We start from the raw sequence: 13,720 nt of genomic DNA on the forward strand, positions 1-13,720 counted from the left end.
CATGCGAGTTCAAAACAGTCGGAAACCAGTCTTTTCCGGCGCCCTCTCGCCGGCGGCCGGATCGCGCACGCCGGGATCATCCGGCGGACGGCCGAAGAAAGGATCGGGTATACGCTCGCCGTTGGTAACCTCTTCCTTCTCCGTCTTCTTGACCGGAGCCTTGTCGGCTATCGGCTCGGATGGCTTGCGCTCCGTAACCTTGATCGGCTGCGGTTCCGGGCTTGCCTCCTCCTGTTCGGCTTCGAGGATGACGGGCGCTTCGCCACGGCGGGCTGCGGGTGCCGGTTCATGCGCATGCGGCTCCACCGCCACCGGCGGCAGGCTGCGGATCGCCGCGTCGGCATTCGATTGCTCGTGGTCGACGGTCGCCGAAAGCGTATGCGGCGGCGCCTTCCATTCGAACGCATCGAGCCGCCCGCTGACCGGCGAGACCGGCAGCCAGGTCGGTGACGTCACGCCGTCGGCCGTCCAGGCCGGGTCGCGCGGGCTGCGCAGCGCCTGCGCCATCCAGTGGCGGATGCGGCCCTCGTCGCCGGTATCCGCCTCTTCGATATCGGCGAGCAGCAGGAAGATGCTCTCGGTCGGGTCGAGCCTGGCGGCGGCCTCCGCCTTGGTACGGGCGAGAAGCAGTTCGCGCGCTTCGAGCGCGGCTTCGGCGACGGCAGCCATGGCCACGGCGTTGTTGGGCTTGAGGGCTTCGAGCTTGCGCGCCCGTTTCAGGCGGTCGACGGCGGTGTCGCCGCCGCGGGCGCGCACATAGAGCCGCGCCACGTCCGGATGCGGCTCGTGCTTCCAGTTCTTTTCGAGGATCGAGGCCCCCTTGCGCAGGTTGTCCTCGCGAAACAGTGCCTTGGCGGCGGTCAGCGCCGCCGGCACCAGATGTTCGTCGAGCTTCAGCGCGGCGAGTGCATCGTCTCGCGCCGCCTTCACGTCGCCATCGAGCCTGGTCATCGCTCGAGCGGTCAAAAGCACCGCCTTCTTGCGGTCGGCTTCCTTGCGCTCGACCACATGGGCCGCGCGGCTCTGGTCGAGGAGACGCAAAGCATCGTCCCACTGTCCGGCCTGGCTCTGGCTGTCGAGCGTCGCGAGCGCTGCCCAGGGCAAATGTGGTGCCTTCTCGGCGGCGCGTTCGGCATATTGCCGGGCGGCCTCGTGCGCGCCGAGGCGCTTGGCTTCGAGATAGAGGCCACGGAGCCCGAGCTCGCGGGTCTCCGGATCGTCGGCCATCAGTTCGAACTTGCGGCGCGCATCGTCGTACTTGCCTTCGATGAGGGCGGTCTGCGCTTCGAGCAGATGGATCAGCGGCTCCTGGTCGGCGCTGATCAATCCGCGGGTGCGGGCGGTCATCTTGCGGGCGAGGTTGGCATCGCCGGCGCCGGCGGCGATCAGGCCGGTCGAAAGCGCCTGGTAGCCACGGTCGCGCTTGCGGGCGCGGAAATAGCGGGTGACGGTGTGCGGCGAGAGCCAGATGGTACGTATCAGCCAGACGGCGATCAGCACCGCGGCGATCAGCGAGATCAGGAGTGACGCAGCGCGCATCAGGCTCATCTCGATGAGCTGACCCTGCCAGATCAGCGAAAGTTCACCCGGTCGGTCCGCGAGCCACGCGAAGCCGAGGCCGAGACCGAGCACGATCAGGATGAAAATCAGAATGCGGATCATATCTGGTACCCTCAGCCCTCTGTGCCTGGCTTTGCCATCGTCGCGGCGACGGCGGCATCGATCGCGGCTTCGACACGCAAACGCTGGTCGAGCTTGGCCTTGAAGGTCTCGCCCGCCGGCTTGGCGGCATCCGGCAGGCCATCCCATTCCAGAGCGGCGCCCTTGAGATCGCCGTTGTTCAGCTTGTCCTCGATGCGGGCGATGACGGCTTCGGGCGTTTCACCCTCGACACTGCCGACGGGGCGCACGCGAATGCCGGACATGGCGCTGGACACCAGCCGGTCGAAGATGCCCTCATTCGGATCGGGCTGATTGAGGGCGTCGAGCATGGCGTCGGCGGTTTTCGGGAATTCGCGGCGCAGATCGGTGCGGGTCGGCACGCCGACCTGGGCATCCTTAGCCAGAGCGGCGACTGCCGGCTCTTCCGGTGCGATGCTGCGCAGGGCATCGAGTTCGGCAAGGAAGGGGCCACCGCGATCGATTGCCGACTTCAGCGCCGTGACCGCGACCGCCTTGGCCATCTGGATGTCGTTGACCGGCTCGTTGAGCTTCTGCTCGGCGGATTCGATGCGGTTCGTGAGTTCGGCCTTCTCGGCGGTTGCCGTCTGTTGCGCATCGGCAAGCGCCGTCTTCAGGCCTGCAAGCTCCTTGGTGAGCGTGTCTATCTCCGCCTTCAGCGTTTCGACCTCGGCGCTGGGCGCCCCGTTCGTGCCGGGTTGGGAGGCAGACTGCTCCAGGGCGGCGATACGGGTTTCGAGCGCCGTGTTGTCGACGACTGCTGCGGACTTGGGGAGTGCTGCGATCTGGTCGCGCAGCGCCTGCAGTTCACCGGAGATGTTCTGCTCGATGCCGGAAGCGCCACGATCGGGGCCAAGTCCGGGGACGATGCCCGCATATTGCAGGCCGCCGAAGCCGAGCAGCGTCACGAGGCCGCCGACGATGCCGGCCGCAAGCGCGCCAGAGTTCGATACCGGTTTCTGCCGCAGCGTCGGCTCCGGCTCATGTGCCGCGTGGGGCGGCTCTTCGGCGAAGACGGCTGCGGCCGCATCGGCACGCTGCTCCTCGATCTCTTCTTCCAGACGCGATCCGGCGGCGCTGTCGTCGCTGCTGTCCGTTGCCGTGTCATCCGCCTCCGCGTCGCTTGCCGAGCTTGCGGCTGCAACGTCCGTCACCGTCTCGCGGCTGGCTTCGGCCTCCGATTCCGCAACGGTTTTTTCCGCTTCGAGGTCGATCGTCAGCGGTTCCTTCTCGGACTTCGAGCGGCGCGGCGGGTTTTCCGATACCATGGTGACCTCTTCCCGTTGGTGCCTGTCGGCTCTTCTCTCAAACCTAGTCAGCCGGACCGGTGAGGGAAAGCCCCTCCGTTCCGATTTTGACCGAATCGGCGTCGGACTAGCGCGGAATGCGGGCGGAAAACCGGCCACACATCTCCTCACCCCAATTTAGAGCAATCTAAAAAGGTTTTCTTCATCGGGCTTTGCGGCAATCTGCGACATGACGTTGCCCGGCAGCGCCCCGGCAACGGCAGCGCTCAGGCAAAGGTAGCGCGGGGCGAAGGACGCAGCGTCCAAACCGGCCTCCGACAGCAATGTCGTGAGCCGTCGAGCCGTCTCCCGCGAATAGAGCAGGACGGCGTCGGGCCGGCCGGCCTGCGCGAGATCGTGCAACGCGCCGGGCGCGTGCGCGATCGGTTCCATGCGATAGCATTCGACCGCTCTATGTTCGACGCCGTGCTGGCGGAGCGTGCGTTCGAGACCGTCGGAGCGAGGCGAACCGGTCAGGTAGAGGAGGGGCTGTTTCGGCAAGGTGCCGGCCGAAACGATCAGCCCGGCCAGCGCTTCGCCGGTGCCGTCGCCGACGCGGATATCGGTGAAGCCAAGCTCCCCTGCCGCCCGTGCGGTCGCTTCGCCGACGCAGAAGCACGGGGTTTTCAGATGCTTTTCCATTTCACTGCCCAGCGCTGCGAGCACCCGAACGGCTTCGGCGCTGGTCAGGACGATGGCGGCAAATGGTTGTTCGAGCGCCGCCGTGGCAACGGCCGTGAGATGTTTGGCCCGCATCAATGGCAGGAGGATCGGCTGGTGGCCGGCAGCCTCCAGCCGGCGTGCCGTCGCCTCGGCGGCGGGAAGCGGCCGGGTGACGAGCACGCGCATCGGCTCAGGTCCAGCTTGCAAAAAAGCCCGGACCGGCCTTGGCGCGGATTTCCTCGCCGGCCTTCTTGCCGAGCGCTTCGGCGTCGGTGGCCTTGCCTTCGATCGTGACGCGATGATGAGTCTGGCCGTCGGGCGTGAGGATCATGCCGGAAAATTTGAGATGGGTGCCATCAGAGGTGGCGAGACCGGCGATCGGCGTGCGGCAGGAACCGTCGAGCGTTGCCAGGAAACCGCGCTCGCAGGCGACCGCCTCGTGCGTGCGCGGATCGTCGATCGCGGCGAGCAGATCGTTGATGCGGCTGTCGCCGATCCGGCTCTCGATGCAGATCGCGCCTTGTGCTGGGGCCGGCGGGAAATCCTTGGGGTCGAGCAGTTCGGTCACGACGTCGGTCATGCCGAGCCGCTTCAGGCCGGCATAGGCGAGCAGCGTGGCGTCCACCTGGCCCTCGGCGAGCTTTCGCAGCCGTGTTTCCACCTGGCCGCGATAGGTGATGACGTTGAGATCCGGGCGCAGCCGGCGGATCAGCGCCTGGCGGCGCAGCGACGAGGAGCCGACGGTCGCGCCTTCGGGCAGTTCCATCAGCTTGCGCGCCGTGCGGCCGATGAAGGCGTCGCGGATATCCTCGCGCGGCAGGAAGGCGGAAAGACAGAGCCCGTCCGGCAGCTTAGTCGGCATGTCCTTGGACGAATGCACGGCAAAATCAAGCTCGCCCGACAGCAACTGCTGTTCGATCTCTTCGGTGAACAGGCCCTTGCCGCCGATCTCGGCGAGCGAGCGGTCGGTGATGCGGTCGCCCTTGGTCGAGAGGATCACGACCTCGAACATTTCCGGCGCCAGGCCATGCGCCGCTGCGAGCCGATCGCGCGTTTCATGGGCTTGAGCGAGCGCCAGCGGGCTGCCGCGCGTGCCGATCCGGAAAGGTTTTGTTTGCATCAAAGGCTATCCATTGTTACCGGAGTTCCGTGTACCCACCTTTCGGTGCGACCGCAATCTTTGAGTATACTCTGATGTCTCCGCCCCTGCGCATCCTCGGCATAGAAACAAGCTGCGACGAAACCGCCGCTTCCGTCATTTTGCGCGATTCCGACGGCAAGGGCCACATTCTCGGGGACGTCGTTCTCAGCCAGCTGGAAGAGCACAGCGCCTATGGCGGCGTGGTTCCGGAGATCGCAGCGCGCGCCCATGTCGAGGCGCTCGATACGCTGATCGAGGAAGCGCTGCTGCGCGCAGGTGTGACGCTTTCGGACATCGATGCCATAGCTGCGACAAGTGGTCCCGGTCTGATCGGCGGCTTGATCGTCGGGCTGATGACCGGCAAGGCGATCGCGCGGGCGACGGGCAAACCGCTCTACGCCGTCAACCATCTCGAAGGCCACGCGCTGACGGCGCGGCTGACCGACGGGCTCTCCTTCCCCTATCTGATGCTGCTCGTCTCCGGCGGCCACACGCAGCTCATCCTCGTCAAGGGCGTCGGCGAATACGAGCGCTGGGGCACGACGATCGACGATGCGCTCGGCGAGGCTTTCGACAAGACGGCGAAACTGCTCGGCCTGCCCTATCCGGGAGGCCCGGCGGTGGAGCGTGCGGCACTTGCCGGCAACCCCGAACGTTTCGATTTTCCACGCCCGCTCGTCGGTGACGCGAGGCTCGATTTCTCGTTTTCGGGTCTGAAGACGGCGGTGCGCCAGGCGGCGCAATCGCTGGAGCCGGTGACGGATGAGGACATCGCCGATATCTGCGCCTCCTTCCAGCGTGCGATTTCGCGCACGCTCAAGGATCGCGTCGGTCGCGGGCTGAAGCGTTTCAAGGCGGAGCATGCCGGCGTGGCGCGCCCGGCGCTGGTGGTTGCCGGCGGCGTTGCCGCCAACCAGGTGCTGCGCTCGACGCTGCAGACCCTGTGCGCCCAATTCGGTTTCGAGTTTATCGCGCCGCCGCTTTCGCTCTGCACCGACAATGCCGCGATGATCGCCTGGGCCGGTGCGGAACGCCTGGCGGCGGGCATGGCGGCCGATGGCCTCGACGTCGCGCCGCGCTCGCGCTGGCCGCTCGATGCCCAGGCACAGGCACTGCTTGGCTCTGGCAAACGCGGCGCCAAGGCATGATGCAGAATGTGACGGATAGAGATGAACGATAATTCCAAGATCGGGCCGAAGATCGTCGTCGTCGGTGCCGGCGCCTTTGGCACCGCGCTCGCAGCGGTTGCGGCCTCGGCCGCAGGCAGCGACGTGACGTTGCTCGCCCGCCGCCAGGAGACCGTAGCGGCGTGCCAAAGCACCGGTCGCAACGAGGAGCACCTGCCGGGCATCGACCTGCCTGCAGCGCTGAAACATACGGCCGACGTCTCCGTTCTGGCCGATGCCGAGGTCGTTCTTTTCGCCATGCCGTCTCAGGCGCATCGCGATGCGGCGCGGCAATATGGCCCGCAGATCAATGTCGCCGCCACGATCGTCACCTGTGCCAAGGGCATGGAGCAGGCAACCGGCCGGTTGCTGACCGATGTCCTGTCGGAGGAATTGCCCGGCCGTTCGATTGGCGTGCTCTCAGGTCCCGGTTTTGCCGCCGACATCGCCAAGGGTCTGCCGACTGCGATGGTGATCGCTGCGGCCGATGCCCAAACGGCGACCATGCTGGCGGAGGTGCTTTCAGGCCCGACCTTCCGTCTCTACCCGTCGGAGGATCGCATCGGCGTCCAGCTCGGCGGTGCGCTCAAGAACGTGCTGGCGATTGCCTGCGGCATCGTCGAGGGTGCAGGTCTCGGCGATTCCGCCCGCGCAGCGCTGATATCGCGCGGCCTTGCCGAGATGTCGCGCTTCATTGCCGCAGAGGGTGGCGAGGCCGATACGGTGCGCGGGCTTTCCGGCCTCGGCGATCTCGTGCTGACGGCCACCAGCCACCAGTCGCGCAACCTGCGCTTCGGCATCGCGCTCGGCAAGAACGGCCGCGCCGATGGGCGCAAGGGCGAACTGGTCGAAGGGGCGTTTGCTGCCTCGGTCGCCGCCCGTGTCGCCCATGATCTCGGGGTTGAAATGCCGATTACCGAAGCGGTGGCGGCGATCATCGACGGCAAGCTCGATGTCCGCACCGCTCTCGAACAATTGATGACACGCCCGATTACCCAGGAATAATCCGGCAGCGGGATGAGGAAAAGTGTAAGGCGGGTTTCCGCTTGCATCCCGCGCCAAACGACAACACCAGGAGGAAGCATGCTCTTCGCACTTCATTGCACCGACTACCCAGGCGCGCTGCAGCTTCGGCTCGATACCCGCCCCGATCACGTCGCCTATCTCAATGATCTCAACGCCAAGGGCATCCTGAAAATGGCAGGCCCGTTCCTCGGCGAGGACGGCAAGCCGACCGGCAGCCTGGTGATCGTCAAGGCCGAGACCATCGGCGAAGCCCGTGCTTTCGCCGAAGCGGATCCCTATGCCAAGGCGGGTCTTTTCTCCAAGGTCGAGATCAAGGCCTTCAACTGGGTCTTCAATAATCCGGAGGCTTGAGCGGCGATGGCGCACTGGCTCTACAAGTCCGAACCATTCAAATGGTCCTGGCAGATGCAGAAGGATGCGGGCGCCAAGGGCACCGAGTGGACCGGCGTGCGCAACTATCAGGCGCGCAACAACATGCGGGCGATGCAGATCGGCGACAAGGGCTTCTTCTATCACTCGAACGAGGGCCTGGAGATCGTCGGCATCACCGAGGTCTCGGCGCTTTCGCACCCGGATTCGACCGCAGAGGGTGACGCCCGCTGGGACTGCGTCGACATCCGCGCGGTGATGGACATGCCGCGTCCGGTGACGCTGAAGGAAATCAAGGAAAACCCGAAGCTCGCCAAGATGTCGCTCGTCACCTCTATGCGCCTGTCGGTGCAGCCGGTGACCGAGGACGAATGGATCGAGGTCTGCCGTATGGGCGGGCTCGACAATCCGCCGCGGTAGTTTGTTTTTCCGCATGATTGGTCCGACACCGGTTCCCCGCCTTTCGGATCACGCTTGGAGAGTTGTTTGAAGACCGATCCGGAAAGCTTCATTCTCGCCAATACCGGCGTGCTCTCGCCGCCGCACGTGCCGGAGGTCCGTCTGCATCTGGCAACCGAGGCGCATGAACTCTGGCTGAAGACCGAGGAGGAATTGCAGGAGATTGGCCTGCCGCCGCCGTTCTGGGCCTTTGCCTGGGCCGGAGGGCAGGGGCTTGCGCGCTATATCCTCGATCATCCGGAGGTGGTGCGCGGCAGGCAGGTCGTCGATTTCGCCTCCGGCTCCGGTCTGGTGGCGATCGCCGCGATGAAGGCCGGCGCGGCCTCGGTTCTCGCTGCCGATATCGATCCCTGGGCGGAAACGGCGGTCCGGCTCAATGCCGATCTCAACGGCGTCACGCTTTCCTATACGGGCGAGGACGTGACCGGCCGCGACCTTCGGGCCGATGTCTGCCTCGCCGGCGACGTCTTCTACGACAAGGCTTTCGCCGATCGTCTGAAACCGTGGTTTTCGGAAATGGCGGCAAAAGGCGTGACGGTGATCGTCGGCGATCCCGGCCGTGCCTATTGCCCGCGCGAGATGATGACGGCGCTTGCGACTTACGAGGTTCCCGTGACGCGCGCACTGGAAGACAGCGAGGTCAAGCGCACGACCGTCTGGCGCTTCGCTGCTGCTGCGGACACGGGCGGTTGACAGCCCAAAGGCCTTCGATTCCAATCCCTCAAAAAAAACGAGGGGATCGAACATGGCATTTGCGGGCATGAACTATCTGGCGGTGCTGATTGCCGCCATCGCGGCTTTCATCATTGGCGCGATCTACTACGGCGTTCTCGGCAAGCCCTGGATGAAGGCCGCGCGCATCGATCCCGCAAGCGCGCAGATGTCGCCCGTGCTCTTTGCCATTTCCTTCGCCTCGGAACTGGTGATGGCGACCATGGTCGCCGGTGTCGTCGGCCATCTCGGTCCGGGCGAGGTGACACTCGTCAATGGCATCGCCTCGGGCTTCTTCCTCTGGCTCGGCTTCGTCGCCACGACCCTCGTCGTCAACCATCGCTATCAGGGTTTCGGCTGGGACCTGTCGCTGATTGACGGGGTGCACTGGCTGCTCGTGCTTCTGGCGATGGGCGCCATCATCGGCGCCATGGGCGTATCGGGCTGATCCGGCCGGAAGCGCTTACCGCCGGATCACGCAGACGCCGTGTTCATAGGCGCAGGAACCGTTCATCGTTTGCGGCGTGACATTGATGATCTTGCCGCGGTTCGCCTGCGGTGGCGGCGCGTACTCGCCGCCCTCGGCATAGCCGTAATCGCCTTCCTGGTTGAAATAGATGCCGTTGCCGAGGTCGACATAGGCGGAAATGCCGCCGACATAGGTGCCAATGCCCGGGATGATGTCCGGATACTCATCGCCGCCATAGTAGCTCGGGCGGTAGTCGCGGCGCTGGCCACCGGATGTCCAGATCTCGCGCCCCGCCCGGTCGCGAACCCACCCGCCGCCGGTTCCCCAGTGTTCGGCATAGGCACCGCGATAGGGACGGTATTGCGGGAGGAGAACATGCCGCGTGCGTGTCTCGACTTCCGGCAGGCCATCGGCGATGCGTGGGCGACCGTCGTGGCGGCGGCCCCCGGAGGTCCAGATGTCATTGCCTGCCCTGTCACGAACCCATCCGCCGCGATGTTCCCAGCGCCCGGCATAGTGGCCGGGGTAGGGGCGATATCGGGGGAGCCGAACATGCCGGGTGCGCGTGTTCACTTCCGGCAGCCCATTGTTGGCCATCCAGTCGCGACGCGGCATGTGATTGCGGTCCCAGCCGCTGCGATAGCCTGAGCGGTCCGAATGCATGCGGATATGGTTGGTGCGCGTCTGAAAACCACGTGCTCCGCCCCAGTCGCGGGCCTCCAAGGGGATGCAGGTCGTGGCGATGACCAGGCCGGCGAGCGCTAGCACTTTGGTCGCATGGATTGCCGTGAACAGAGTCATTCTGTTCGCCCTCCGGATGACGCTTAACAAATCGTTAAGATCACCTTGGGCCAGTTTCGCCGGAAAGTCACGGAATTGCTTGGCTTTTTGCTGCTATCGTTAACGGATGCCCATGTCTCCCGCAGGCAGGAAAATGGCGCAATTCGTCTAATCGATTAAATTGATTTTGCACCGCAAACACACTTGTCGTTAAGCATTATGGTGATTAAAGGTCCGAATGACTGAATTGCGCACAATCAGGTGCGATACCGGACTAAAATCGTCCAGTTTCTTGGGCGAAAATCCGGGCATTCCGTGAGGTTCCGATGACGAATGTCACAAGAAGCCGGCCACTCTCGCCGCATCTTCAAATCTATAAACCGATCCCGACGATGGTGATGTCCATTGTGCACCGCATCACCGGCGGCGCGCTGTACTTCGGCACCATCCTCGTTGCCTGGTGGCTGATCGCCGCCGCATCGGGTGCGGCCTACTACGACTGGGTCAGCTGGCTGTTCGGCACGCTGATCGGCAAGCTGGTGCTCTTCGGCTACACCTGGGCCCTGGTGCACCACATGCTCGGGGGCTTGCGCCACTTCGTCTGGGATCTCGGCTACGGCTACGAGAAGCACTTCGCCACGAAGATGGCCAAGGCGACGATCATCTGTTCGGTGGCGCTCACGCTGCTGATCTGGGTGGTCGGCTATCTCGTCCGCTAACTGAGAGGAAAGACACCCATGGATATGCGCACACCTCTCGCCAAGGTCCGCGGTCTCGGTTCCGCCAAGGAAGGCACCGATCACTTCTGGCGCCAGCGCCTGACGGCGGTCGCCAACGTTCCGCTCCTGATCTTCTTCGTCATCTTCCTCGTTCGCTACGCAGGCGCCCCTTACGCGGATGTCGTCGCCGCGCTTGCGAACCCCTTCGTCGCGGTCGTCATGGCCCTCGTCGTGCTCTCGGGCCTGATCCACATGCGTCTCGGCATGCAGGTGATTATCGAGGACTACGTGCATGGCGAAGGCATGAAGATCGCCCTTCTCATGCTCAATACGTTTTTCCCGATCGCGGTTGGCGGGCTCTGTCTCTTCGCCATCCTGAAGATCGCTTTTGCAGGGTAATTTCGCCATGGCATCGAACAATTCACCTGCTGCAAACGGCAAGGCCTACCAATATGTCGATCACGCCTTCGACGTCGTCGTCGTCGGCGCCGGCGGCGCGGGCTTGCGCGCGACCCTCGGCATGGCTGAACAGGGTCTGAAGACCGCCTGCATCACCAAGGTCTTCCCGACCCGCTCGCACACGGTTGCCGCCCAGGGCGGCATTGCCGCCTCGCTGCAGAACATGACGCCGGATAGCTGGCAGTGGCACCTATACGACACCGTCAAGGGCTCCGACTGGCTCGGCGACGTCGACGCCATGCAGTACCTCGCCATGGAAGCGCCGAAGGCGGTCTATGAGCTCGAGCATTACGGCGTGCCGTTCTCGCGCAACGCGGAAGGCAAGATCTACCAGCGGCCGTTCGGCGGCCACATGCAGAACTACGGCGAAGGCCCGCCGGTTCAGCGTACCTGCGCTGCCGCCGACCGAACCGGCCACGCGATCCTGCACACGCTCTACGGCCAGTCTCTCAGGAACAATGCCGAATTCTTCATCGAGTATTTCGCGCTCGACCTGATCATGTCGGATGACGGCCGCTGCACCGGCGTCGTCGCCTGGAACCTCGACGACGGCACGATCCATCGTTTCGCCGCCAAGATGGTGGTGCTGGCGACCGGCGGCTACGGCCGTGCCTACTTCTCGGCGACCTCGGCACATACCTGCACGGGCGACGGCGGCGGCATGATCGCGCGCGCCGGCCTGCCGCTGCAGGACATGGAATTCGTCCAGTTCCACCCGACCGGCATCTACGGCGCGGGCTGCCTGATCACCGAAGGCGCACGCGGCGAAGGCGGCTACCTCGTCAACTCCGAAGGCGAGCGCTTCATGGAGCGCTACGCGCCCTCGGCCAAGGACCTTGCCTCGCGTGACGTCGTCTCGCGCTGCATGACGATGGAAATCCGCGAAGGCCGCGGCGTCGGCAAGAACAAGGACCACATCTTCCTGCATCTCGACCACCTGGATCCGGCCGTGCTGCACGAGCGCCTGCCGGGCATCTCGGAATCGGCGAAGATCTTCGCCGGCGTCGACGTGACGCGCGAGCCGATCCCGGTTCTGCCGACGGTGCACTACAACATGGGCGGCGTGCCGACCAACTATTGGGGCGAAGTCCTGAACGCCGACGGCCAGAACCCGGAACGCGTCGCGCCCGGCCTGATGGCGGTGGGCGAAGCCGGCTGCGCCTCGGTGCACGGCGCCAACCGTCTCGGCTCCAACTCGCTGATCGACCTCGTCGTCTTCGGCCGTGCCGCCGCCATCCGCGCCGGCCAGGTGATCGACCGCAACGAGGCGATACCGGAACTCAACAAGGTTGCCTGCGACCGGATCATGGACCGCTTCGACCGCCTGCGTAATGCCAATGGCGGCACGCCGACGGCGGCGCTGCGCGAAAAGATGCAGCGCGCCATGCAGGAAGACGCAGCCGTGTTCCGCACCCAGGAATCACTGGAATCGGGCTGCAAGCGCATCTCGGCGATCTGGAAGGAACTTCCCGACATCAAGGTCACCGACCGCTCGATGATCTGGAACTCCGACCTCGTCGAGACGCTGGAACTCGAAAACCTCATGGCCAATGCCATCACGACGATCTATGGCGCGGAAGCGCGCAAGGAGAGCCGTGGTTCGCACGCCCGCGAGGACTTCACCGAGGGCCCGCTCGGCGGCCGCGACGACGTCAACTGGCGCAAGCATACGCTCGCCTGGGTGAACGAGGCCGGCGACGTCAAGCTCGACTATCGCCCTGTCCATACCGACCTGATCGCCGACGGCATCGATCCCCAGAAGATCGCGCCGAAGGCGCGCGTCTACTGATCTTGAGGAATAAGCCACATGGTTGAACTCGCTCTCCCCAAGAACTCGCAGATGACGGAAGGCAAGGTCTGGCCGAAGCCTCAGGGCGCGACCAACGTTCGCGAATACCGCATCTATCGCTGGAACCCGGATGACGGTGCCAATCCGCGTATCGATACCTTCTATATCGATATCGACGATTGCGGCCCGATGGTGCTCGACGGTCTGCTCTACATCAAGAACAAGATCGACCCGACGCTGACGCTGCGCCGCTCCTGCCGCGAGGGTATCTGCGGTTCCTGCGCGATGAACATCGACGGCACCAACACGCTCGCCTGCACCAAGGGCATGGATGAGATCAAGGGCGCGGTAAAGGTCTATCCGTTGCCGCACATGCCGGTCGTCAAGGACCTGGTGCCTGACCTCACCAACTTCTACGCCCAGCACCGCTCGATCGAGCCATGGCTGAAGACGGTGTCGCCGACGCCGGCCAAGGAATGGAAGCAGAGCCACGAGGATCGCCTGAAACTCGACGGTCTCTACGAGTGCATTCTGTGCGCCTGCTGCTCGACCTCCTGTCCGAGCTATTGGTGGAACGGCGACCGTTACCTCGGTCCCGCAGTTCTGCTGCAGGCCTATCGCTGGCTGATCGACAGCCGCGACGAAGCGACTGGCGAGCGTCTCGACAATCTCGAGGATCCCTTCCGCCTCTACCGCTGCCACACGATCATGAACTGCGCGCAGGCCTGTCCGAAGGGCCTGAACCCGGCTAAGGCGATCGGCGAAATCAAGAAGATGCTGGTCGAGCGCCGCCTCTGATCGACAGGCAGAATTCGATTGCGAAAGCGGCGGGTCCCGGGCCCGCCGCTTTCATTTCGACATGTTGGCCGGCGGTGCCGGTCGAGCAATCCGCGATTGCGGGACGCAAATCAACAGATCGTCGCTCGCGACCTCGAGTTGAGACCCAGTTGCATGGGCTGGCTTGCACTTTGGCTAGACGTTTCAATCCTGCAACAGGTCGGCA

Annotated in this window: 15 protein-coding genes; 10 read left to right on the forward strand and 5 right to left on the reverse strand. The window is 64.6% G+C overall.

From position 1 onward, the window contains the following. Positions 1-9: 9 nt before the first annotated feature. The 4 genes from AC0C6X_RS08640 to hemC all read right to left on the reverse strand — a co-directional run bounded on the left by AC0C6X_RS08640 (position 10) and on the right by hemC (position 4,749). The gene (locus AC0C6X_RS08640) at positions 10-1,662 is read right to left on the reverse strand and encodes a heme biosynthesis HemY N-terminal domain-containing protein (RefSeq protein ID WP_472952570.1); all 1,653 of its coding nucleotides are present in this window, start codon (positions 1,660-1,662) and stop codon (positions 10-12) included. An 11-nt stretch (positions 1,663-1,673) separates the two neighbouring features. Then, a complete protein-coding gene (locus tag AC0C6X_RS08645; protein WP_472952571.1) occupies positions 1,674-2,948 on the reverse strand; it encodes a COG4223 family protein in 1,275 nt (424 codons plus the stop codon). A gap of 156 nt (positions 2,949-3,104) precedes the next feature. Continuing rightward, a complete protein-coding gene (locus AC0C6X_RS08650; protein ID WP_173517767.1) occupies positions 3,105-3,815 on the reverse strand; it encodes a uroporphyrinogen-III synthase in 711 nt (236 codons plus the stop codon). Positions 3,816-3,819: 4 nt separating this feature from the next. Beyond that, positions 3,820-4,749, reverse strand: a complete 930-nt coding sequence (hemC, locus tag AC0C6X_RS08655; protein WP_472952573.1) for a hydroxymethylbilane synthase — start codon at positions 4,747-4,749, stop codon at positions 3,820-3,822. Between the two features lie 74 nt (positions 4,750-4,823). Between hemC and tsaD the strand changes: the two genes are divergently transcribed. From tsaD to AC0C6X_RS08685, 6 genes are all read left to right on the forward strand, one after another. Then, the gene (gene tsaD / locus AC0C6X_RS08660; RefSeq protein ID WP_173517765.1) at positions 4,824-5,918 is read left to right on the forward strand and encodes a tRNA (adenosine(37)-N6)-threonylcarbamoyltransferase complex transferase subunit TsaD; all 1,095 of its coding nucleotides are present in this window, start codon (positions 4,824-4,826) and stop codon (positions 5,916-5,918) included. 39 nt (positions 5,919-5,957) lie between these two features. Further along, entirely contained in the window at positions 5,958-6,941 is a 984-nt protein-coding gene (locus AC0C6X_RS08665) for an NAD(P)H-dependent glycerol-3-phosphate dehydrogenase (protein ID WP_173518195.1), read from the forward strand. A 78-nt stretch (positions 6,942-7,019) separates the two neighbouring features. Beyond that, a complete protein-coding gene (locus tag AC0C6X_RS08670) occupies positions 7,020-7,313 on the forward strand; it encodes a YciI-like protein (RefSeq protein WP_472952576.1) in 294 nt (97 codons plus the stop codon). 6 nt (positions 7,314-7,319) lie between these two features. Beyond that, positions 7,320-7,751: an EVE domain-containing protein gene (locus tag AC0C6X_RS08675; protein ID WP_247959448.1), complete on the forward strand. Its 432-nt coding sequence runs from the start codon at positions 7,320-7,322 to the stop codon at positions 7,749-7,751. 66 nt (positions 7,752-7,817) lie between these two features. Continuing rightward, positions 7,818-8,483 (forward strand): class I SAM-dependent methyltransferase, encoded by a 666-nt coding sequence (locus tag AC0C6X_RS08680; protein ID WP_472952578.1) that lies wholly within the window; start codon positions 7,818-7,820, stop codon positions 8,481-8,483. Positions 8,484-8,535: 52 nt separating this feature from the next. After that, positions 8,536-8,949, forward strand: coding sequence for a DUF1761 domain-containing protein (locus AC0C6X_RS08685; protein ID WP_472952580.1), 414 nt, complete (start codon positions 8,536-8,538; stop codon positions 8,947-8,949). A 15-nt stretch (positions 8,950-8,964) separates the two neighbouring features. Here AC0C6X_RS08685 and AC0C6X_RS08690 read toward each other — a convergent pair whose 3' ends face one another. Further along, the gene (locus AC0C6X_RS08690; RefSeq protein ID WP_472952582.1) at positions 8,965-9,771 is read right to left on the reverse strand and encodes a hypothetical protein; all 807 of its coding nucleotides are present in this window, start codon (positions 9,769-9,771) and stop codon (positions 8,965-8,967) included. A 305-nt stretch (positions 9,772-10,076) separates the two neighbouring features. On the opposite strand from AC0C6X_RS08690, the gene sdhC reads away from it, so the two are divergent. The 4 genes from sdhC to AC0C6X_RS08710 are packed head-to-tail and all read left to right on the forward strand — an operon-like array spanning position 10,077 to position 13,515. Continuing rightward, positions 10,077-10,469 carry a succinate dehydrogenase, cytochrome b556 subunit gene (gene sdhC, locus AC0C6X_RS08695; protein ID WP_173517759.1) on the forward strand — a complete coding sequence of 131 codons (393 nt, stop codon included), beginning with the start codon at positions 10,077-10,079 and terminating at the stop codon, positions 10,467-10,469. 18 nt (positions 10,470-10,487) lie between these two features. Further along, positions 10,488-10,868, forward strand: coding sequence for a succinate dehydrogenase, hydrophobic membrane anchor protein (gene sdhD, locus AC0C6X_RS08700; protein WP_472952584.1), 381 nt, complete (start codon positions 10,488-10,490; stop codon positions 10,866-10,868). Between the two features lie 7 nt (positions 10,869-10,875). Continuing rightward, positions 10,876-12,717 carry a succinate dehydrogenase flavoprotein subunit gene (sdhA, locus tag AC0C6X_RS08705; protein ID WP_472952585.1) on the forward strand — a complete coding sequence of 614 codons (1,842 nt, stop codon included), beginning with the start codon at positions 10,876-10,878 and terminating at the stop codon, positions 12,715-12,717. Positions 12,718-12,735: 18 nt separating this feature from the next. Next, complete coding sequence (locus AC0C6X_RS08710; protein ID WP_173517756.1) at positions 12,736-13,515, forward strand: succinate dehydrogenase iron-sulfur subunit; 780 nt, start codon at positions 12,736-12,738, stop codon at positions 13,513-13,515. The last annotated feature ends 205 nt before the right edge of the window (positions 13,516-13,720 follow it).

It is taken from the genome of Ensifer sp. VA4, from assembly GCF_055710065.1.